At 38.9% G+C, this 21,737-nt stretch carries 17 protein-coding genes; 14 read left to right on the forward strand and 3 right to left on the reverse strand.

Annotated elements, in window-relative coordinates; all coding sequences use genetic code 11:
* Window positions 1-96 precede the first annotated feature (96 nt).
* The 14 genes from H5087_RS13965 (at window position 97) to mdoH (ending at window position 16,605) form a co-directional block, all read left to right on the forward strand.
* The gene (locus tag H5087_RS13965; RefSeq protein ID WP_182672495.1) at window positions 97-1,083 is read left to right on the forward strand and encodes a GGDEF domain-containing protein; all 987 of its coding nucleotides are present in this window, start codon (window positions 97-99) and stop codon (window positions 1,081-1,083) included.
* Between the two features lie 83 nt (window positions 1,084-1,166).
* Window positions 1,167-1,922, forward strand: a complete 756-nt coding sequence (gene ubiE, locus H5087_RS13970; protein ID WP_024597074.1) for a bifunctional demethylmenaquinone methyltransferase/2-methoxy-6-polyprenyl-1,4-benzoquinol methylase UbiE — start codon at window positions 1,167-1,169, stop codon at window positions 1,920-1,922.
* A gap of 11 nt (window positions 1,923-1,933) precedes the next feature.
* Window positions 1,934-2,617 carry an SCP2 domain-containing protein gene (locus tag H5087_RS13975; RefSeq protein ID WP_182672417.1) on the forward strand — a complete coding sequence of 228 codons (684 nt, stop codon included), beginning with the start codon at window positions 1,934-1,936 and terminating at the stop codon, window positions 2,615-2,617.
* A gap of 9 nt (window positions 2,618-2,626) precedes the next feature.
* Window positions 2,627-4,228 carry a ubiquinone biosynthesis regulatory protein kinase UbiB gene (gene ubiB / locus H5087_RS13980; RefSeq protein WP_182672419.1) on the forward strand — a complete coding sequence of 534 codons (1,602 nt, stop codon included), beginning with the start codon at window positions 2,627-2,629 and terminating at the stop codon, window positions 4,226-4,228.
* An 80-nt stretch (window positions 4,229-4,308) separates the two neighbouring features.
* Window positions 4,309-4,557: a Sec-independent protein translocase subunit TatA gene (gene tatA / locus H5087_RS13985; RefSeq protein WP_004334954.1), complete on the forward strand. Its 249-nt coding sequence runs from the start codon at window positions 4,309-4,311 to the stop codon at window positions 4,555-4,557.
* A gap of 5 nt (window positions 4,558-4,562) precedes the next feature.
* Window positions 4,563-4,895, forward strand: coding sequence for a Sec-independent protein translocase protein TatB (gene tatB, locus H5087_RS13990; RefSeq protein ID WP_024597077.1), 333 nt, complete (start codon window positions 4,563-4,565; stop codon window positions 4,893-4,895).
* A 48-nt stretch (window positions 4,896-4,943) separates the two neighbouring features.
* Window positions 4,944-5,684 (forward strand): twin-arginine translocase subunit TatC, encoded by a 741-nt coding sequence (gene tatC, locus H5087_RS13995; protein ID WP_004334958.1) that lies wholly within the window; start codon window positions 4,944-4,946, stop codon window positions 5,682-5,684.
* Window position 5,685: 1 nt separating this feature from the next.
* Window positions 5,686-6,201: a hypothetical protein gene (locus H5087_RS14000; RefSeq protein ID WP_182672420.1), complete on the forward strand. Its 516-nt coding sequence runs from the start codon at window positions 5,686-5,688 to the stop codon at window positions 6,199-6,201.
* Entirely contained in the window at window positions 6,201-6,986 is a 786-nt protein-coding gene (locus H5087_RS14005) for a TatD family hydrolase (protein WP_182672422.1), read from the forward strand. The genes H5087_RS14000 and H5087_RS14005 overlap by 1 nt, the downstream gene beginning before the upstream one ends.
* Window positions 6,986-8,839, forward strand: coding sequence for a diguanylate cyclase (locus tag H5087_RS14010; protein WP_182672424.1), 1,854 nt, complete (start codon window positions 6,986-6,988; stop codon window positions 8,837-8,839). The genes H5087_RS14005 and H5087_RS14010 overlap by 1 nt, the downstream gene beginning before the upstream one ends.
* 12 nt (window positions 8,840-8,851) lie before the next feature.
* Window positions 8,852-9,862, forward strand: coding sequence for a porphobilinogen synthase (gene hemB, locus H5087_RS14015; protein WP_024597079.1), 1,011 nt, complete (start codon window positions 8,852-8,854; stop codon window positions 9,860-9,862).
* Window positions 9,863-9,989: 127 nt separating this feature from the next.
* Entirely contained in the window at window positions 9,990-12,722 is a 2,733-nt protein-coding gene (locus H5087_RS14020) for an ExeM/NucH family extracellular endonuclease (RefSeq protein WP_182672426.1), read from the forward strand.
* Window positions 12,723-13,052: 330 nt separating this feature from the next.
* The gene (locus H5087_RS14025; protein ID WP_182672428.1) at window positions 13,053-14,672 is read left to right on the forward strand and encodes a glucan biosynthesis protein; all 1,620 of its coding nucleotides are present in this window, start codon (window positions 13,053-13,055) and stop codon (window positions 14,670-14,672) included.
* A complete protein-coding gene (mdoH, locus tag H5087_RS14030; protein WP_182672430.1) occupies window positions 14,644-16,605 on the forward strand; it encodes a glucans biosynthesis glucosyltransferase MdoH in 1,962 nt (653 codons plus the stop codon). The genes H5087_RS14025 and mdoH overlap by 29 nt, the downstream gene beginning before the upstream one ends.
* A gap of 469 nt (window positions 16,606-17,074) precedes the next feature.
* Here mdoH and fusA read toward each other — a convergent pair whose 3' ends face one another.
* From fusA to H5087_RS14045, 3 genes are all read right to left on the reverse strand, one after another.
* On the reverse strand, window positions 17,075-19,159 hold the full coding sequence (fusA, locus tag H5087_RS14035) for an elongation factor G (protein WP_004334977.1): 2,085 nt from the start codon (window positions 19,157-19,159) through the stop codon (window positions 17,075-17,077).
* 206 nt (window positions 19,160-19,365) lie between these two features.
* A complete protein-coding gene (locus H5087_RS14040) occupies window positions 19,366-20,091 on the reverse strand; it encodes a response regulator (RefSeq protein WP_182672432.1) in 726 nt (241 codons plus the stop codon).
* 14 nt (window positions 20,092-20,105) lie between these two features.
* Window positions 20,106-21,728 (reverse strand): sensor histidine kinase, encoded by a 1,623-nt coding sequence (locus H5087_RS14045; RefSeq protein ID WP_182672433.1) that lies wholly within the window; start codon window positions 21,726-21,728, stop codon window positions 20,106-20,108.
* Between the last annotated feature and the right edge of the window lie 9 nt (window positions 21,729-21,737).

The following is a 21,737-nucleotide window of genomic DNA, read 5'->3' on the forward strand; positions in this document are numbered from 1 at the left end:
AAAGCTCGGACGCATAACCGCCTCATGGAATGAGATATTTTAAAATTTGCACTTATGCGTACTTAGTTGGTATTTAAAATGATGTTCCATGATTCCATGGCTATTGCACAAGAGAAGATGACTAAAGTGTGTGTGTTTTTAGAGCGCTATGCACTTTCTCCTACGCCGCTCAATTATCAAGTTGTTTATACCTATACTAGCCAAACTAACCTTGAGCTGAACAAAGCCTTAGACCGCGCTATTGCGGTTGAAAACAATATAGACAGCGTTTTAATTGAACAGCTCCATGCTGAATTTTTAAATACCGGTCACACAGAGCAAGTCAACATGATTCAAAATGTTGATGGTGTTATAAGTTCACTTTCTCAAAATTCTCAAGCTACTGAAAAACAGATAATTCGTTTTGCGGGTCAGGTGAGCGAATGCGTACATTCACTAAATGAGAACAACATAGAGCAAAGCCGTCAAGCGCTTGAAGTACTTCATAATCAAACCGCTGAATTACTAAATCAACACAAGCAATTTAAGCAAGAACTAAGTAAAGCCAAACAACTACACGAAAAAACAAAAAAGCAGCTAAATCAACTTCGTAAACAACATATTATTGATAGCCAAACAGGGCTTTATAAACGCCATTATTTAACGCAACAAACTCAAGTATGGACTAATCAAAAAAAGTCTATTTGCGCCATTGCGATTCAAATAGATAACCTTGATCACTTTACTGAAAATTACGGTGATATTATTGGTGAAGTTATTTTGAATAAAGTAGCTAAACAAGTGCAAAAATATGTTTTTCAAAGTGGCTTGCCTGGCCGCACAGCTAAAGATCAATTTACTGTTTTACTCGCCGATATAGACCCAGAAACAGCCAATGTTATAGCTGAAAAAGTCCGAAATGGAGTCGAAAAGCTTCGCTTTGTTAGTTCAAAAACAGGGATTAAGTTACCTAGTATTGGCTTATCTCTAGGAATTGCTCAACATCTACAAGAAGATGATTTTAACCAGTTAGCTAAAAAAGCGTCTCATGCGGCTTTTAAAGCGCGGTCATTAGGGCAAAGTAGCTACACTGCAGGGCAATAAATTACCTGATAAATCATATTCAAATTGCACCTACTGCGTACAATAAAGTACACTAACCTCTATTGTCACGATAGAGATTAGTCATGAACGAAACCGAACAAAAGACCACGCATTTTGGTTATAAAACAGTAGCCGAGGGCGACAAAGCTTCTATGGTTGCTGATGTATTTCACTCAGTAGCTGCAAAATACGATGTAATGAATGATTTAATGTCTTTTGGTGTGCATCGTTTATGGAAACGTCAAACTATTGCAAGCTCAGGTGTTCGTAAAGGCCATCATGTACTCGATTTAGCCGGCGGCACTGGCGACTTAACGGCAAAATTTAGTCAATTAGTTGGCGAGACCGGTCAAGTTGTTTTGGGCGATATAAATTCATCTATGCTTAAGGTTGGTCGTGAAAAACTACATAATCTTGGCTTAGTAGGCAATATTGACTACGTACAAATGAATGCAGAAATGCTGCCATTTCCAGATAATAGCTTTGATGTGATCACTATTGCCTTTGGCTTACGTAACGTTACCGATAAAGACAAAGCATTACGCTCTATGTACCGTATTTTAAAGCCAGGTGGCAGATTACTTGTTTTAGAGTTTTCAAAACCAGAGCATGACGTACTTAGTAAAGCTTACGATTTTTACTCATTTAATTTATTGCCAACAATGGGTAAACTAGTTGCTAACGACAGTGAATCGTACAAGTATTTAGCTGAGTCTATTCGTATGCATCCAGATCAAGACACATTAAAAGCGATGATGGAAGATGCAGGCTTTGAACAAACAACATACCAAAACCTCACAGGCGGAATTGTTGCACTGCATCGTGGTTTTAAATATTAAGGCTAGCAGTTATGGCGCTTGAAAAAATAACAAAAAACAATAAAGGTGCAATGTCATCTGAGTTTTTTATGTTACCTAATTTTGTACTCTCGCTTATTGAGCGTGTACTAAATCAAGCGCTTAGCCTGGACCCACAATTATCTCAAAAGCTAAACGCCGTTAAACATAAGCGCTTAGTGGTTGAAATAAGAGATTGGCAACAAAGCATCCAACTCGTTTATAGTGCTGATCAATTACACTTATACAGTGCCCAAAGTAACGAAAACGCAGATTGTATGATCAGCGCAGATATAGAAACACTTTTAGCGCTCAAAAATCCTGCAATGCTTACCCAACTAATTCGCAAAGATAAGCTCGACTTACAAGGCGATTTAAACATTGCGCAAACTTATAGCAATGCATTTTCAGGTATTGATATTGATTGGCCTGAACAACTTTCTAAATACATTGGCGATGCCCCCGCTCAGCAGTTATACCTGCATTTAAAAGAACTAAAACAAAAGAGCAGCAAAACCAATACTAAAATAAGTACCATGCTTACAAGTTTATGCCAAGATGAGCTCGCAATTACTATTCATCCATTAGAACTTGAGCAATTTAAACAAAAAAATAGAGAACTCAAAGGACAAGTCGCTGCCGTTGAGCAACGCATTAACGTCCTCTTAAACTCTTTTTTACCTTCAAACACCCGCTAAGGATTTTTTGTGTCGACTGCACGTTTGTATAACATCACCAAAACGTTACTTAGCTATGGACTAGACGAGCTAATTCCAAAGCATAAAGTGCCTTGGTTTGGTAAAGTAGCCCGTGGCAGTTTATTTTGGCTGCGTAATCAGCACAAAGAAAAGCCGGCAGGGCTTCGTTTACGTTTAGCATTGCAAGAGCTGGGTCCTGTTTGGATCAAATTTGGTCAAATGCTCTCTACTCGTCGTGATTTACTCCCTCATGATATCGCTTTAGAGCTTGCGTTTTTACAAGATCAAGTTCAACCATTTGAAGGCGAACTTGCACAAGAAATAATAGAAAAAGCGCTCGAAATTAACGACATAAGTGAATTGTTTAGTGAGTTTTCACAAACTCCACTAGCTTCTGCATCTATAGCGCAAGTACATACAGCAAAACTGATTGATGAGCAGAGTATTGAGCAAGATGTCGTAATTAAGGTTATTAGACCCAATATTTATGAGCAAATTAATGCCGATTTAGCGCTAATGGAAAAGCTCGCAAAGGTACTTGCAAAAGTACATAACGAATCAAAACGCCTGCGCCCGGTTGAAGTAGTTAAAGAATATAAAAAAACACTCCTAGACGAGCTCGACTTAATGCGAGAAGGTGCCAACGGCATTCAACTAAAACGCAATTTTGAAGGCTCTGATTCATTATATATCCCTGCAGTTTACAGTGATTACAGCCGTAGCAATGTGCTGGTAATGGAGCGTATTTACGGCATACCCGTTTCTGATACCGATGCACTTATGGCGCAAAACACTAATATGAAATTACTTGCTGAGCGTGGCGTAGAAGTATTTTTTACGCAGGTGTTTAGAGACAGCTTTTTTCATGCCGACATGCATCCAGGTAATATTTTCGTCTCTCGAGAGCACCCTGAAAACCCAATGTATATCGGTATTGATTGCGGTATTGTTGGTACGTTAAGCAAAGAAGATAAACGCTATTTAGCTGAAAACTTTATCGCCTTTTTTAACCGTGATTATCGCCAAGTTGCACAACTACACGTTGATTCTGGTTGGGTACCACCAGATACTAGCATTGAAGAATTTGAATTTGCGATTCGCACAGTTTGCGAGCCTATATTTAATAAACCTTTGGCTGAAATTTCATTTGGGCACGTACTCGTAAATCTATTTAATACTGCACGTCGTTTTAACATGCAGGTACAGCCGCAATTAGTATTACTACAAAAAACTTTATTATACGTTGAAGGATTGGGGCGTCAGCTATACCCACAACTCGACTTATGGAAAACAGCTAAGCCCTTTTTAGAAGACTGGGTAAAGCAACAAGTTGGACCGCTATCAGTACTGAAGCAAATGTATGCTAACTTGCCATTTTGGGCTGAAAAAATGCCCGAGTTACCGGATCTAATTTACCAAAATTTAAAGCGTGCACCACACATTCAACCTCAAGAACAAAAGGTATCTCATAAACCTTTAATATTTAGTTTATTTGGTAGTGCTACAATGATTATGGCAACACTTTGTTATTTACAGCACGATTTAATAGCTGCAAGTCTTGCAATAAGCTTATCGGCTATTAGCTTTATAGCGGCATGGCGCAGCGCATAAACTGGGTGCTATTTGCGCTAGTGAGCGTATAATTAGTATTTAAAATAAACATTTAACCGTTTTATATATTGGAGAAAACCATGGGTTTTGGTGGTATTAGTATTTGGCAATTATTAATTGTTTTAGCGATCATAGTTTTACTTTTTGGCACAAAAAAACTACGCGGTATGGGTGGCGATATTGGGGGCGCTGTAAAGGGCTTCAAAAAAGCAATGTCAGATGATCAAATGAGCGAGAAAGAGAAATCCGAGCAAATTCAACAATCAGAAAAAAACACTGCTGACAACTCAACCGATACTGAAAAAAACAAAGATAACAATAAGGTTTAATTAGTATGGGCATGTGGGAACTTGTTGTTATTTTTATTGTTGGTTTAGTGGTGCTCGGCCCTGAGCGCTTACCTGTTGCGATTAGAACAGTGAGTAAATGGGTTAAAACCGCTAAATCACTTGCCAACTCAGTAAAAGCCGAAGTAAGTGAAGAGCTTCGCATTCATGAGCTGCACGAAAACCTTAAAAAAGCAGAACAGCAAGAATTAAAAGATTTAAGCCCTGAGTTACAAAGCTCACTAACAGAGCTACAAAAAGCGGCTGAATCAGTTACTCACAGCTACAAGAAACAACAATCTGATACATCAAATAACCAACAACTTGATGAGAAAAAGTGAAATTTATTTCTCACTTTGTGGTCAACTTACTACATGGTATAAAAAATAATGGCTGAGGAAGTAAAATCAGGGTTTGTAGCTCATTTAATTGAGTTGCGTGATCGGCTAATAAAAGCACTACTAAGCATTTTTGTTATTTTTATTGCCATAGTATATTTTGCGAATGATATTTATGCTTTTGTTGCACAGCCGTTAGTCTCGCATTTGCCAAGTACTGCAACCATGATTGCAACCGATGTAACAGCTCCCTTTTTTGCACCTTTCAAACTTACTTTATTTGTCGCTTTATTTGCGTCGATTCCATGGATATTGCATCAAGTTTGGGGGTTTATAGCGCCGGGTTTATATCAGCACGAAAAGAAAATGCTCATGCCTATTCTCGCCTCAAGTATAATATTATTTTATGGCGGCATAGCCTTTTGTTACTTTGTAGTTCTGCCAATTATTTTAGGATTTTTTACAAGTACCGGTCCCGAAATGATGACACTTGCACCTGACATAAGTAGTTATCTAGGATTTGTATTAAAGTTGTTTTTTGCATTTGGCGTCGCTTTCGAAATTCCAGTGGCTATTATGTTGCTATGCTGGAGTGGCGCAACAACAACAAAAAGCTTAAAAGAAAAGCGCCCTTATATCGTCGTGGGTGTTTTTGTAGTCGCGATGTTTTTAACACCGCCTGATGTATTATCACAAACATTGCTAGCATTTCCGATGCTTCTTCTGTTTGAACTAGGTCTAATTTTAGCAAAGTTTTATACCGCTAAACCACAAAAAGAATCTGAGGAATAAAATGAAAAAACAACTACTCTCACTATTGGTTTTATTAAGCGCACCGACTTTTGCTGCGCAAACAGAGTTTAATACTCAAGCGTTACAAGCATGTAGCTTTATTGAAAACGATTTTAACCGCTTACTTTGTTACGATAATACCATCGCGGGTAAGTCACTGGTTAAGCCATCAGTAACAAAAACGCTCACACCACCAACAGCTAATAATGTACCTCAGGCAGTAGCCACAACATCAACAGAAGTGAAAAAAACAGCTGATGAGTTTGGGTTAGAGTACAAAAAATCACAAACAGAGAAAGACGCTGAAATTAAAGCGATGGTTGCTTCAGTTGAAGAAGCTGCTTACGGCGAGTTAATTATTTCGCTAGATAACGGTCAACAATGGCGTCAAATTGGCTCTGACAGCATGCGCTTGAAAAAGAACGATACGATTGTAATTAGCCGTGGTGTTTTTAACTCATTCTTACTTAAAATTGACGGTGAAAACCGCTCTATTCGCGTTAAACGTACTAAGTAATGTCATATACGTTAATTGATGCTGGAGTTAACTTAACTAATCATCAATTTGATGAGCAGCACCTTGATGTAATTACCCGTGCCAATGAAGCGGGTGTTACAAATATGCTTATTATTGGTTGTAATATTGCAAGCAGTCAGCAATCACTTGAACTTGCAACAAAGCATCTTCAATATTCTACGGCGGGTATCCACCCACATGATGCAAAATCAGCCACTAATGAGCTAGAAGCACAACTAACTGTACTTGCAAATAATAAGCATGTTATTGCTATTGGTGAATGTGGCCTTGATTATAACCGCGACTTTTCGCCTCGCGATGTACAGCGCAGTGTTTTTAGGCGCCAATTAGCACTTGCTGAAAAATTAGATTTACCTGTTTACTTGCATGAACGTGATGCAAGTGATGACATGTTAAGTATTTTAAAAGAGTTTAATATTCGCGGTGTACTCCACTGCTTTACGGGTAACTCAGCAGCTCTAAAGCAATATTTAAATTTAGGTCTATATATTGGTATAACGGGTTGGGTATGTGATGAAAGGCGTGGAAAAGATTTACAACAGCTAGTGCCTAGCATTCCTCTAGATCGATTATTAATAGAAACTGATGCACCATTTTTAATTCCACGAACAGTTAAACCAAAACCTAAATCACGTAAAAATGAACCTGCCCTGCTTCCTTATATCTGTCAAACGGTTGCACAACTTTATCAAATAGATGAAGAAGTTGTGGCCCGTAAAACTACAGAAAACTTTCACCGTGTTTTTGGTTTAGAAGATCGTTAATGGCCTATGCAAAGGCACTTTTAAGCCTATTAGTATTCCTTTGCACTTTTTGCTGTTTCGCAAACCCAGTAATAATAAAACACGATTTTAACTCTCAAAACATTAATAACCTGTATTACTCTTTTGAACCAACGTCGCTATTAAGTGCACAACAAAGCAGCCATATACAGTGGCAAAAAAACACAGGAACCCCCCTTAATTTAGGACTAGAGCAGCGTCCTGTATGGATAAAATTTAAAATAAAAAACACACTTAGTTATAATACTGAGCAAATATTGTCACTAAACAATCCTTTGCTAAACGACGTTCAAGTATATCAATTACATAACTCGCAATTACTTTCTTATACTCAAATTGGTGATGCCTACCCCTTATATAAGCGCACAATTAAAAGTGAATCTTTATTAGTTAAACTGCTCAGCCCTGCAAATAGCGAAACGCTTATTATAATGAAAGTGGCGAATAGCTCAGGCTTGCGAGTCCCTTTAACACTGTGGCAACCAGAAGCTTATTTGGCACACAAAGGAAAACTCAATTTACTCTATGGCTTATTGATTGGTTTTATATTTTCTTTGGGTGTGAGTTGCATAGTTTTATATGGTTTTTCACGTAAAGGTTATTTTGTTTATGCTGGGGTGATATCTCTCACATTAGGTAGTGTATTAGCCTACCTTTGTGGTTTTGGCTTAAGGTACGTTCATCCTAATTTACCTGCATTACAGCAAGTTATGATCCCTATATTACTTACGCTTATCACTTTAATGTTTTTGCCTTTGCAAAAGCAAGTTTGCCATCCAAGGCCCTCACTTCTGCTAACTATTCAAAAAGTTGTAGTTAACGCTTTAGCCATTTCGTTATTATTTATTTGGCTACTTCCAAACAACATAGTTACATTATTTTGTTTAATCACTACTCCAATCGTTTTAGGCTTTTATATTGTAACTACGCTTATGTGCGTGCGTTTAACGCCTTCTAAACCAAACAAAGCACTATTACTTGTATTGGTTTTTTTCTTGGTGGTAATGCTTTATTTTATTGTTGCAGTAATGGGCCTACACGCCTTTGACAAAAGTACGCTCGCATTTGTATTTGCATGCTTTTTTGGTTGCACTTTTTGCTTATGCTACAGCGTAATGAAGTTATTTATTTTACAACGCGATGAAGAAGTAATTGCCCAACAAACCTTGATTGCTGAAAACACAGCACAAGATACACTACTTAAAGAGCGCTTAAAATTACAAGAAAAAACTCGCCAAGAACTTGAATCTCAGGTGGACGAGCGTACCTTTGAATTACAAGTGACGCTTAGAGAGCTTGAAGAAAAAAACCGCTCACTTGAGTTACTAAATACTGAAGACGCATTGACTGGAATAAAAAACAGACGCTTTTTTGATAAAAAACTGGTAATGGAGCTTCGTCGCTCTCGTCGAGAACAAACGCCGCTTAGCATTGTTATGCTTGATATAGATCGATTTAAAAATATCAACGACACGTACGGCCATATCATTGGCGATCAAGTTATTAAAGCAGTGTCTGACCTTATAAAAGACCATTTAAAACGACCACTCGATGAAGTTGCCCGTTATGGCGGTGAAGAATTTGTTGTGCTATTACCTAATACCCCTAGTGAAGGCGCACAAGACATAGCTGAAAAAATACGAGCTGATATCTCAGTAAGTACAGTAACGGTTGCCAATAATGATATTCAATTTACTATTAGCGCTGGTGTATACACCAGTATTGCTGATGATGTTAGCAACCCTCAAATTTTTACTGAGTGCGCCGACAAAGCACTTTATTACGCAAAGCAGCATGGCCGTAATCAAGTAATCACTTTTCCATTACCACAGTAGGAGCATATTAATATGGCCCAATCAGGATTAGACCTTTTCCCATATACTCGCATGCGCAGAATGCGCCGCAGCGACTTTTCTCGCCGCTTAATGGCTGAAAACCAGCTTAGCGTAAATGATTTAATTTACCCTGTATTTGTACTTGATGGTAAAAATCGCCGCGAGGTAATTGAATCAATGCCTGGTATTGAGCGCCTATCAATTGATTTACTGCTTGTTGAAGCAAAAGAACTCGTTGAACTTGGCGTACCTGCCGTTGCTATTTTTCCGGTAACGCCTGCGGATAAAAAATCATTATTTGCCGAAGAAGCATATAACGATGATGGCTTAGCGCAACGTACCGTAAGAGCGTTAAAAGAAGCTTTTCCTGAGTTGGGTGTGATTACTGATGTAGCACTTGACCCTTTCACTACGCATGGCCAAGACGGTATTATTGATGATTCAGGTTATGTTATTAATGATGTCACTACTGAAATTTTAGTTAAACAAGCACTTTCCCATGCAGAAGCTGGTGCTGATGTTGTTGCTCCTTCTGATATGATGGATGGTCGTATTGGCGCTATTCGCGAAGCACTTGAAGCTGATGGGTTTATTCATACTCGAATTATGGCCTACTCTGCTAAATACGCATCTAGCTACTATGGCCCATTTAGAGATGCTGTAGGCTCTGCTGGTAACTTAAAAGGTGCTGATAAAAAAACTTACCAAATGGATCCAGCAAACTCTGATGAAGCGATACGTGAAGTCGCATTAGACTTACAAGAAGGCGCTGATATGGTTATGGTAAAGCCCGGTATGCCTTATTTAGATATTGTACGGCGTGTTAAAGACGAATTTGGTGTACCTACTTTCGCATATCAGGTAAGTGGCGAGTATGCAATGCACAAAGCAGCAATTGATAACGGTTGGTTAAGTGAAGAGGCAACAATAATGGAATCTTTACTTGCATTTAAGCGTGCAGGAGCCGATGGAATATTAACCTACTTTGCTAAGCAAGCTGCAAAATATCTAGCTAAAAAGTAATTTTTTATTAAAAGGCGGTTAAACCGCCTTTCGTTTACATTCATTTACATTTTTGTATTATTTCCGTCATATTTATTCTCTAAACTGGTGTCCCATTTTGGGATTAATACACGGGAATAATAAAAAAATGTTTAAAACAAAAATAACACCACTCGCACTTGTTATAGCAAGTCTCAGTGCACCAGCATCCGCTGATCTAATCATTTCAGAATATATAGAGGGAAGCAGTAATAATAAAGCAATTGAGCTTTATAATAATGCTGATACGGAGCTTTCTCTTGATCAATACTCACTAAGTTTGTATGTAAATGGCAAAACTACAATTCAATCAACTCTTGATTTGTCTGGTACTTTGGCAGCTAACAGTACCTTTGTTATCGTTCATTCAAGTTCAAATGATGCACTAAAAGAAAAAGCCGATTTAGAACATAGTGTTGCTAGCTTTAATGGTGATGATGCATTAGTCCTAATGCAAGGTAGTACCGTAGTCGATAGCTTCGGCCAGCGCGGTGTAGATCCCGGTTCGTTTTGGTCTGAAGGCGCAGTACAAACACAAAATAAAACACTTCGTAGAAAAGATAGTATTACCGCAGGCAGAACAACACCTGACGCAGAGTTCAACCCAAGTGAAGAATGGGTACAGTTCGATCAAGATGATTTTGATGGCTTAGGTTCACATGCAGGTAATGGTGGAACAACACCTGAACCAATTCCAGAACCAGAGCCACTTGAACCACTAGTTTGTGGTGCAGAAAAAACACTAATAAATGCTATTCAAGGTGACGGCTCTGCTAGCCCACTTGTAGGTACATTAGTAGAATTTGAAGGTGTTGTAAGCGCCGATTTTCAAGGTGATGAACAATTAAAAGGCTTTTTTGTTAACTCACTGGCTGCTGATATAGATGCAAATCCACTTACCTCTGAAGGTGTATTTGTATATTTTGCAGATACTGACGTGAATGTAGGCGACCATGTACGTGTACAAGGTACTGTTGAAGAATATTTTGATGCAACACAAATTGGCAGTGTTAGCCAAGTTGCGGTGTGTGGCACTGGTTTAGCTGCAGCAGCTACAAAAATCACTTTACCTTTAGCTAATACAACTGATTTAGAAGCTTTTGAAGGTATGTTAGTCACATTAGAGCAACCATTAGTAGTGACTAATAACTTTGGTCTTGGTCGATATGGTGAAGTTGAATTAGCAACAGAGCGCTTGTACCAAGGTACTCAGGTTGCGTTACCTGGCGATGCTGCTAATGCAGTTGAAACTGAAAATCTACTTAAAAAGATTTTAATAGATGATGGCTCTACAGTACAAAACTTAGACCCTACAGCTTATCCAACTCCAGGCTTATCGGCAGAAAATACATTACGAACTGGCGATACTGTTAATACTGTTACAGGGGCACTTGCTTATAGCTTCGGTCTTTACCGAATTCACCCAACTTTAGCGCCTTCGTTTATTGCAACAAATGCACGTGAAGATGCGCCTGAACTTAATGCTGAAGCAGATTTACGTGTAGCTAGCTTTAACGTACTTAATTACTTCAATGGTGATGGCCAAGGCGGAGGGTTCCCTACATCTCGAGGTGCAGATACTGAAGCTGAATTTATTCGCCAAGAAGCTAAAATTGTAAGTGCTATTAGCGCTATTGAGGCCGATGTTGTTGGTTTAATGGAAATTGAGAATGATGGCTTTGGCGAATTTAGTGCAATTGCTAGCTTAGTAGATGCATTAAATGATGCAGATAGTGCTAACAACTATGCATTTGTTGATTTTAACGTAGATCAAATTGGTACCGATGCAATTACTACCGCACTTATCTATCGTGCTAACAAAGTAGAAGAAGTAGGCACTGCAGCCATTACAACTGAGGCTCCATTTGATTTTAGTAACCGTGCTCCAATTGCACAAAGCTTTAAATCAATAGAAACTGATGAAGTATTTACTGTTGCTGTGTCACATCTTAAATCTAAAAGTTGTGGTAGTGCTTCTGGAAATAATGCAGATTTAGGTGATGGCCAAGGCTGTTGGAATGAAATACGCACGCAAGGTGCTAATGCATTCGCAGATTGGCTTGATAGCAAACCAACCGGTGTTGATGACGAAGATACTATTTTAGTCGGCGATATGAATGCTTACGCAATGGAAGATCCAATACGTGCATTTGCTGATAAAGGCTACAAAAATGTAGTTGCTGAAATTGATGGTGATACACTTGGTTATTCTTATAGCTTTTCTGGTCGTGCAGGAAGTTTAGACCATGCAGTAGCTACACAATCATTACTTAGCAAAGTTGTCGCTGCAACAGATTGGCATATCAACGCAGATGAACCTATTTCACTTGATTACAATGTAGAGTTTAAAAGCGAAGGTCAACAATCTAGCTTGTACTCTGAAAGTGCATACCGCGCATCAGACCATGACCCTGTGATTATTGACATTAAATCTGAAATTACTTTAACGCCTGAAGAGCAAACACCTGTAATTGCAGCCGATCAAGTTTTTGCAATCGATGAAAACAGCGCAATTGGCACAATTATCGGCACGCTCGATTTTAGTGATCCAAATGCCGATGAATCACCTGTTGTTAAATTTATTACATCTGATAATGACAGCGTTTCTATTAACAATGAGGGGCAGTTAATTGTTGCTGGAGAGATTGATTACGAATTCGAAAATCGTATTACTTTAACAGTACAAGCTCAAGATAGTGCTGGTAACTTATCAAACATTGAAAAAGTAGCCGTTAAGGTAAATAACTTACGCTCAGATGATGATAATGATGCAGGTTCATTATTATGGTTATCACTTCTTTTAGCACCACTATCAATAGTGCGTCGATTTAAAAAGAAATAATTAAGTAAAATCTAAACATATAAAAAGCCGCTTTTGCGGCTTTTTTATTTTATACAAATGTAATTCAGACAAGCTTCATTAAACTCCCCGTAATATGTTCATACGATTAGTGAGTCTTCTAGTAATTAATCAGTAACAACTACATAAGATTGAGTGAATTTTACACAAAAAAGCCTCAGTGAGTTACGTATATTGGTTTTTCCTATTGAAAAATATGAACTTTTATAAGGGTTCACATTTTGCTTTAAGTAAATTAGAAGATACTTACAAAACAAAATCAATATTTACCCTAAACGTAAAAATAAGTCGTGTTTTTATAAAGGAATGAGAATGAAACAACTAACCCAAAACTTGCCTAAATGGCAAAAAAAGTCAGCACCACTACTGGGTCTACTTATTATTTTTTCGACTTGGGGCAATAGCAACCAAGCGATTGCTGCAACTGTTGATGTAGCAATTCCACAAAGTAGCTTATTTGATGTAATTAGCGCTCGCGCTAAAAAGTTAGCAAGCGAAGAATATGTTTCACCTAAAAACATCGAGCTTGAAGCGCTAAATAATATTGATTATCAAGACTACCGTTCAATTCGATTTAAAAAAGACAAAGCGGTGTGGAAAGATGAAGGCCTGTACGAGCTGCAATTATTCCACCCTGGTTTTTTATATAAAACACCTGTAACAATAAATACTGTTGATAGCGACTCTAAACGTAGCCGCTTACCTTTCAGCACCGACTTTTACCAATACGATGGCACTGCTGCACCACTACAAGAAGAAATAGCTAAAAGTGTGGCGGGCACTCAACTAGGCCATGCTGGATTTCGCTTACATTACCCATTAAATACTAACGAGTATAAAGACGAAGTAATGGTATTTCAGGGAGCATCGTATTTTAGAGTTGTTGGCCCTCAACAAGTTTATGGCTTATCAGCAAGAGGCCTTGCCATTGATACTGCTGAGAATTCGGGTGAAGAATTTCCAATGTTCAAAGAGTTTTGGTTAGTTAAACCAAAGCCAGAGCAAACACAAATCACCATTTTTGCATTATTGGATAGTCCATCTATTTCTGGTGCGTACAAATTTAGCGTCGACCCTACAACTAATATGCTAGTTGATGTTGATATGCAGATTTTTGCGCGTAAAGATATTAAAAAACTGGGTGTAGCACCATTAACGAGTATGTTTTATCACGGCGAAAATAGCACCAAATTTTTTGATGATTATCGCCCTGAAGTTCATGACTCGGATGGCCTATTAACTCAATCTGCTGATGACAAGTGGGTATGGCGTCCTCTTAACAACCCATCACAACTCAGCGTTACTTCATTTTCGTACAATAACCCAAAAGGTTTTGGGTTAGCTCAACGAGACCGAGACTTTAATAACTATCTAGACACAGAAGCACATTACCACGACCGCCCTAGTCTATGGATTGAACCACAGGGTGAGTGGGGAAATGGTCGTGTAGAGCTTGTAGAAATACCGACTGATACAGAAACCAACGACAATATCGTAAGTTACTGGGTACCAGAAAAACCAATGAAGGCCGGAGATTCATTAAAATTAAGCTACAAAATGACGACCTTTAATTCAGTTTTAACTCAGCACGAGAAAGCACGTGTACTACGTACAAGAATTGGTAGCGCCGCATTACCAGGTGAGGACAACCCACCACCAAAAAGCCACCGCCAATTTACTGTTGATTTTACTGGATCAGAAATAAATCAACTGTCTAAACAGTTAAAACTAGATGCCGACATTCAACTTACAACAGGCGAAGTAACCGACGTGAATGTACAAAAACTTCCGGATTCACGTGGATGGCGTGTAGCCTTTAAAATTGCACCACAGGACGATCAACCCGTTGATATGCGTTTATCGTTAAAACTACGTGACAAAGAAATTAGCGAGGTATGGAGCTATGTTTGGTACCCAAATGACATCAAGTAATAAAGGTAGGGGCACTCCAATGCCATTCAAAACACTAAGAGTATGGCTATTTGCCATTGCGGCACTTGGCACATCTGGCTACGGCATATCTATTATGTTTGAGATTTTAAGCTCAAACGGTATGACACTACTTGAGTATGCTCTTTTAGTATTATTCTCAATCACATTTGCTTGGATTGTAACGGCCTTTTGTAGTGGCACAATCGGCTTTGTACTACAGTTGTTTCGAATTGACCCGCTTACGTTAAAACGTATTAAACCAATTGAATTCAATAACGAGGCAATTAACGCTCAGAAAACCGCCGTTGTAATGCCTATTTATAACGAAGATACCCACCGTGTTATCGCGGGCTTTGAAGTAAGTCTACAATCGTTAAAAGAAACTGGTCAGCTTGATAATTTTGATTTTTATTTATTAAGCGATACACAAGACCCTCAAATAGTTAAAAACGAGCTAAGTGCATGGCATGCATTGTGCGAACGTTTAGGGGATACAGCAAAGCATGTTTTTTATCGTCGTCGCGAAGATAACAAACACCGCAAAGTAGGTAACCTAACCGACTTTTGTGAGCGCTGGGGAAGTAATTACGACCATATGATTGTGCTTGATGCAGATAGCGTAATGACCGGTAAATGTATGTTAGAACTTACTACAAGCATGCTAAACAACCGACAAGCAGGCCTGATCCAAACGATTCCAATCCCTGTTCGTCAAGATACCTTTTTTGGTCGTTTTTTACAGTTTGCGTCAGTGCTATATAGCCCAATGCTCGCTACTGGCTCAGCATTTTGGCAAACAGATAAAGCCAACTACTGGGGTCATAATGCAATCATTAGAGTTGAAGCATTTATAACGTGCTGTGGCTTGCCAACACTCAAAGGTAACGCACCCTTTGGCGGTGAGATTTTAAGTCATGACTTTGTAGAAGCATCACTACTTCATAGTGCAGGTTGGGATGTACTATTACTATCAGATATTGAAGGCAGCTACGAAGAAGTACCAAGTAATATCCTCGATTATGCTGTACGCGATAGACGCTGGGTACAAGGTAATATACAGCACTTAGGTTTACTATCGTCATCTAAGTTAAAATTAATGAGTAAGCTGCACTTCCTATTAGGTGCAACCGCTTATATTTCATCACTAATTTGGCTCTCAATGCTAGCGCTAAGTACTATTGATGCAGTAACGCGCGCATTAAATAGTGATGTGTACTTTAATCGTGTTTATCAATTATTTCCTACATGGCAAATAGCTAAAACCGATCTTATTGATTCACTCTTGTATTTAACTATTGTTATTTTATTAATGCCTAAATTAATGGGCGTAATAGTCACCCTAATACATAGAAACAAACGCTTTGGTGGTTCAATTAAATTAATTCTAGGTTCAATTATTGAAACTGTATTTGCTATTATTGTTGCACCATTAATGATGGTATTTCATGCTTACTTTGTACTTTGCGTATTTTTAGGTAAAAAAGTGAAGTGGGATGCACAACCGCGCGAAGGTCGTATGGTTCCGTGGAAAGAAGCGTTTGGTTATACGTTATTCTCTACTATTGTGGCTATAGCATGGGGCAGCACAGCCTACTACTTCACACCTGTCTTCTTTTGGTGGCTATCACCTATATTATTAGGTTTAGTATTAGGTGCTCCAATTATCCGTTATACCAGTAGTATCAAACTCGGCGTACAACTAAGAAAGTTAGGTATATTTATTTGCCCTAGTGAAGTTGATAACGACTCAACTCTAGAGGCGCTTAAAGTACATCTAAAAGAGATTTCCGTGCCAGAGGAAGGAACTTACCCACAAACAATTCCGGCACTGCCACAAGAGCATATGGTATCAATGCCTATACAATCTTTTAAAAAGCCACGCAGGCTAAAGATGAAAGCGCTAAAAGCTAAGGCTATAAAAAAGTTTAATTAGCGCGTTATAAAATAAAAACAAAAAAGGAGCAATTAATTGCTCCTTTTTTCTATCTAAATTAAAAATCACGCGCTGCATTTACCGCCAATATTTTCTACTTTTTTAGCTAACTTATTACAGTACATTTTAGAAATAGCTGATTGCGCTTCATCATCAAGTTGCCAGTTATAAAAATGAAAAACCTTACAATTCTCCAGTTCTACTTAAAAATAGTGAAAAGAAAAAACGAGCTAAATGATACAACAGTAATTTCCTCACTATTGATATAACGCTCTGTGCATATACGTGTATAGCAAACCCCTTTTTTGTAACTATATATAAATTGCTCTAGTACCTTTTTATTAATTAAAAATATAGGACTAATTAATAATAAAGAGCAGTTATAAAAAACTATAAAAAATAAAACCAAATTATAGGCAATAAAAAACCCGCAACATGTGCGGGTTTTTTTAAAGAGTTAAGGAGCTAATTACTTAGCAGCTTTTTTCTCTTTTTCTGCAGCGATTACTGTGTCAGCTACGTTTTGTGGACATGGTGCGTAGTGTGAGAACTCCATAGAGAACTGACCACGACCAGATGTCATTGTACGTAGTGAACCAATGTAACCGAACATTTCTGATAACGGAACGTCAGCTTTAATGCGAACGCCAGTTAAACCAGCTTCTTGGTCGCTTAGCATACCACGACGACGGTTAAGGTCACCGATTACGTCACCAACGTGATCTTCTGGAGTGAACACGTCAACTTTCATGATTGGCTCAAGAAGTTGTGCGCCCGCTTTAGGGATCGATTGGCGGAAAGCACCTTTAGCAGCGATTTCGAACGCGATTGCAGATGAATCCACGGCATGGAAACCACCGTCAAAAAGTTCAACTTCAACGTCTAATACTGGGAAGCCAGCTAGAACACCTTCGCCCATCATTGACTTAAAGCCTTTCTCAACTGCAGGCCAGAATTCTTTAGGTACGTTACCACCAACAACTGATGATTTAAACGTGAAGCCTGAAGCAACTTCGCCTGGTTTGATGCGGTAGTCGATTTTACCGAACTGACCAGAACCACCAGATTGTTTCTTATGCGTGTAGCTATCTTCGATTTCACGAGTGATAGTTTCACGGTAAGCAACCTGTGGTTGACCAACGATAAGGTCTACACCGTAAGTACGCTTAAGGATATCAACTTTGATATCTAAGTGAAGCTCACCCATACCTTTAAGGATAGTTTCGCCTGAATCTTCATCAGTCTCAACTTGGAAAGATGGATCTTCTGCAACCATTTTACCGATAGCAACACCCATTTTCTCATTACCGCCTTTATCTTTAGGCTGTACAGCAATCGAGATTACTGGAGTTGGGAATACCATTGGCTCAAGTGTTACTGGGTGCTTAGGATCACATAGAGTGTGACCAGTTTGCACATTTTTCATGCCTACGATAGCAATGATGTCACCAGCTTGTGCGCTAGTTAATTCGTTACGGTCATCTGCTTGCATCTCAACCATACGGCCAACACGCTCAGTTTTACCAGTAAACGCATTAAGGATAGTGTCACCCTTATTAAGCTTACCTGAGTAGATACGTACGAAAGTTAATGCACCAAAACGGTCATCCATTATCTTAAATGCTAGCGCCTTGAAAGGTTCGTCAGCAGATACGATTGCGAATTCGCCATTTTCGTTACCTTCTTCATCCATAAGAGGTTGAGGATCAACTTCTGTTGGAGCAGGTAAGTAGTCAACAACAGCATCAAGGATTAGTTGCATGCCTTTGTTTTTGAAAGCAGAACCACAGAACGTAGGGAAGAAAGCAAGGTCACGAGTACCTTTACGGATACAACGCTTGATATCTTCGATAGAAGGTACTTCACCTTCCATGTACGCTTCCATAAGGTCATCGTCTTGCTCTACAGCAGTTTCGATAAGCATTTCATGGTATTCATCAGTTTTTTCTACCATGTCTGCAGGAACGTCAGTGATTTCGTAGTTTTCTGGAAGACCAGTGTCATCCCATACGTACGCTTTTTTAGTTAAAACATCTACAACACCAACAAACTCATCTTCGATACCGATTGGTAAAGTCATGATTAGTGGAGTCGCGCCAAGTACTTTACGTACTTGCTCAGTTACACGGTAAAAATCAGCACCCATACGGTCTAATTTATTTACAAAGATAATACGTGCAACTTCTGATTCGTTAGCATAGCGCCAGTTAGTTTCTGATTGTGGTTCAACACCACCAGAACCACAGAATACACCAACACCGCCATCTAATACTTTAAGTGAACGGTATACTTCAACTGTGAAGTCAACGTGTCCAGGAGTATCGATAACGTTAAAACGGTGATCTTTCCAGAAACAGCTTACAGCCGCAGACTGGATAGTAATACCGCGCTCAGCTTCTTGTTCCATGAAGTCAGTAGTAGATTCACCATCATGAACCTCACCTGTTTTATGGATTTGACCAGTAAGCTTTAGGATACGCTCAGTAGTCGTGGTTTTACCCGCATCAACGTGCGCGAAAATACCAATGTTTCTGTACTTCGATAAATCTGCCATTAATTTTACTCTTAATAAAGTCGATAAATTATTCGGCAGGAGTATAACATCACTTAATGCGAACATCACCATACAAGCCGCTTAAAATGCAATCAATTCAATATATTTTTTTTATCGTCAGAATCTATTAAATATCAAACATAACAAAAAAATCGCAAGGCATTGAAATTAATAGCGTTTAATACTTAAGTTTCAGATACACCAAGTTACTTCGCTATTTTATAGCAACGTTCAGGGCGGCCAATACTGCCGTAACTTTGATCCGCTGTTAACTTACCTGATTCAAGCAAATACTCTAAGTAACGGCGTGCTGTAGAGCGACTAACACCAACCAAATCGCCCATTTGCTGAGCAGTAAATGTAGTGGTTGCGTGATCTACAAAAGCATCATGTATTTTTTGCAGGGTAAGTTGGTCGACCCCTTTAGGTAAACGAACAGACGTGTTGGTTTGCTGCTTTGAGCCAAATAACGTATCAACCATTGACTGCGTTACTTCACTTGCATCAGAAAAACATTGCTGACGTGATTCAAAACGTGCAAGTGCTTGATCAAGACGGCTTAACATTAATGGTTTTACTAAAAAGTCGCATGCGCCTAACTGCATTGCTTTTTCAAGGGTTTCGACCTCTTTTGCAGCAGTGAGTAGCATAACTTCGCTTTTAATCGTTCGGCGTCGTAAGTCGGTCAATAAATCAAGTCCGTTACCATCAGGTAAATGTATATCAAGTAAAATCAGATCGGGTTCAATTGCATGCAGTAAAGCCGTTGCCGTACTTAAATTACCTGCAATGCCCACTACCTGATACTGTGCTTGCCTTAAACTTTGCTTTGGCGTTTGATTGCCTGCAATACCATTTGGTAATAACAAGTACTGCGCTAATAGCTGTGCTACCTCTACTTCGTCTTCAATTATTACTACTGAATACGTCATGTTTAATGCTCTTATTATTTTGGAATATAAACACTTAGTCTTGCGCCAAGTAGGTCTGACTCACCAATTTCTAGCGTACCACCGCATGAGTCTAAATTTGTTTTTACTAAATATAAACCAATACCATGCTCTGCTCCTGATTTAGAGCTGTACTGAGGGGTAAAAATAACATCATGGTCAGAACCTAACCCAAAGCCTGTATCTTCTACATCAAATAAGAGGGTTTGGCTGGTTTCATCAACGGTTACCCGTACTTTTGCAGAGCGAGAGTTCGATGATCTAATAGCTGCCTCAATCGCATTATCTATAAGATTACCTAAAATAGACACGACCCGCTCAAGCATATCTTTACGTGCAATAACACCAAGTAGGCTGTCGGGGTTAAGCTCAAGCGCAACATTTAATTCTCTTGCTTTATGATATTTACCTACCAACAAACCAGCAAGCACAGGGTCTTGTATGCGCTCTAACAAGTTATGAATTTGTGCCTGAGAGCCTTGGCTTTCTTGTCCTATTATTTCTATAGCTTGTTCATTTTTCCCCATTTGCACTAACGCTCCAATTAGATTGAGCTTATTGGAGTAGTCATGAGTTTGTACCCTTAAAAGCTCTGCAAAAGCCTGGACTTTAGTTAGTTGTTGGCTTAAATACTCAAGTTCATCAGAGGGGCGCATACTCAGTAAGATACCATCAGCCTGCCCTTGCACCTGCAAAGAAAATCTCGATAAAATAAGGCGTTTATCGGCGGCAAATAATTCAAACCCCACTATTTTACGTCGCTGATTACGCAATAAAAACCCTGCATGTTCAGGTAATAAATCGTTTAAGGTGAGATTCTGATTAATAATTGAAGTTGGTTTATCTAATATTTCGCAGGCGCGTTGATTGAGTTTTCGTACTTTTCCGTCTGGGTCGAGTGCAATAATACCGCTGCGTACGGTATTTAAAATTGCATCTTGTTCTGAAAACAAACGTGCAATTTCATCTGGCTGCAGACCAAAAATAGCATTTCTGACACGTTGTCCAATATAAATAGCCGCCAGTATACTTAAACCTACAAGTATTAAGCCCCATATTAATATTTCACTACTACGAGAGAGGATAAGCGGATCGATTGATTGTACTAAAAAACCAACCGATACAACGCCTACTATTTCATTATTACCTGCGTACACCGGCACTTTGCCACGAATTGATTCACCTAAGCTACCATGAGCTACCGAAATATAGCGCTCTCCCTTTAATGCAGCTTGACTATCACCTCCAACCATTTTTTTGCCAATTTTATCTTCATCGGGATGCACAATGCGAAGCGCATTTTCATCGCCAACAACAATAAAATCAGCACCTACAAACTGTCGTAAATTTTCAATTTGCATGTTAATGGTAGTTAAGTCACTTGGTATTTCCAGTGCATTAATTATATCAGCGCGTGTGGCAATACTGCTTGCCACAGCGAGTGCTTTATCGCCAATATGGTTATGTAAGCTTTGCGCTGTAAGTTGATACACCAACGCGCCAAATAATAAAGCCTGCAATACACACAATCCTGTAACCCAAATAATTAATCGTGTTTCTAATCGCTTAGGTTTTGTGACCATGTTTTGCAATGGATTTAGCTTGTTGGTGTTTTTCATTTCATTCTC

The organism is Pseudoalteromonas sp. SR43-7, assembly GCF_014163785.1.
GTDB classification, from domain to species: domain Bacteria; phylum Pseudomonadota; class Gammaproteobacteria; order Enterobacterales; family Alteromonadaceae; genus Pseudoalteromonas; species Pseudoalteromonas distincta.

Bases quoted from the DNA above. Each gene is read 5' to 3' on its own strand.
- H5087_RS14000 (WP_182672420.1), top strand. From the start codon at position 5,686: ATGAAAAAACAACTACTCTCACTATTGGTTTTATTAAGCGCACCGACT.
- H5087_RS14025 (WP_182672428.1), top strand. From the start codon at position 13,053: ATGAAACAACTAACCCAAAACTTGCCTAAATGGCAAAAAAAGTCAGCA.
- tatB (WP_024597077.1), top strand. From the start codon at position 4,563: ATGGGCATGTGGGAACTTGTTGTTATTTTTATTGTTGGTTTAGTGGTG.
- ubiE (WP_024597074.1), top strand. From the start codon at position 1,167: ATGAACGAAACCGAACAAAAGACCACGCATTTTGGTTATAAAACAGTA.
- H5087_RS14020 (WP_182672426.1), top strand. From the start codon at position 9,990: ATGTTTAAAACAAAAATAACACCACTCGCACTTGTTATAGCAAGTCTC.
- tatC (WP_004334958.1), top strand. From the start codon at position 4,944: ATGGCTGAGGAAGTAAAATCAGGGTTTGTAGCTCATTTAATTGAGTTG.
- H5087_RS14045 (WP_182672433.1), bottom strand. From the start codon at position 21,728: ATGAAAAACACCAACAAGCTAAATCCATTGCAAAACATGGTCACAAAA.
- tatA (WP_004334954.1), top strand. From the start codon at position 4,309: ATGGGTTTTGGTGGTATTAGTATTTGGCAATTATTAATTGTTTTAGCG.
- mdoH (WP_182672430.1), top strand. From the start codon at position 14,644: ATGTTTGGTACCCAAATGACATCAAGTAATAAAGGTAGGGGCACTCCA.
- H5087_RS14010 (WP_182672424.1), top strand. From the start codon at position 6,986: ATGGCCTATGCAAAGGCACTTTTAAGCCTATTAGTATTCCTTTGCACT.
- H5087_RS13975 (WP_182672417.1), top strand. From the start codon at position 1,934: ATGGCGCTTGAAAAAATAACAAAAAACAATAAAGGTGCAATGTCATCT.
- hemB (WP_024597079.1), top strand. From the start codon at position 8,852: ATGGCCCAATCAGGATTAGACCTTTTCCCATATACTCGCATGCGCAGA.
- H5087_RS14005 (WP_182672422.1), top strand. From the start codon at position 6,201: ATGTCATATACGTTAATTGATGCTGGAGTTAACTTAACTAATCATCAA.
- H5087_RS13965 (WP_182672495.1), top strand. From the start codon at position 97: ATGGCTATTGCACAAGAGAAGATGACTAAAGTGTGTGTGTTTTTAGAG.
- fusA (WP_004334977.1), bottom strand. From the start codon at position 19,159: ATGGCAGATTTATCGAAGTACAGAAACATTGGTATTTTCGCGCACGTT.
- H5087_RS14040 (WP_182672432.1), bottom strand. From the start codon at position 20,091: ATGACGTATTCAGTAGTAATAATTGAAGACGAAGTAGAGGTAGCACAG.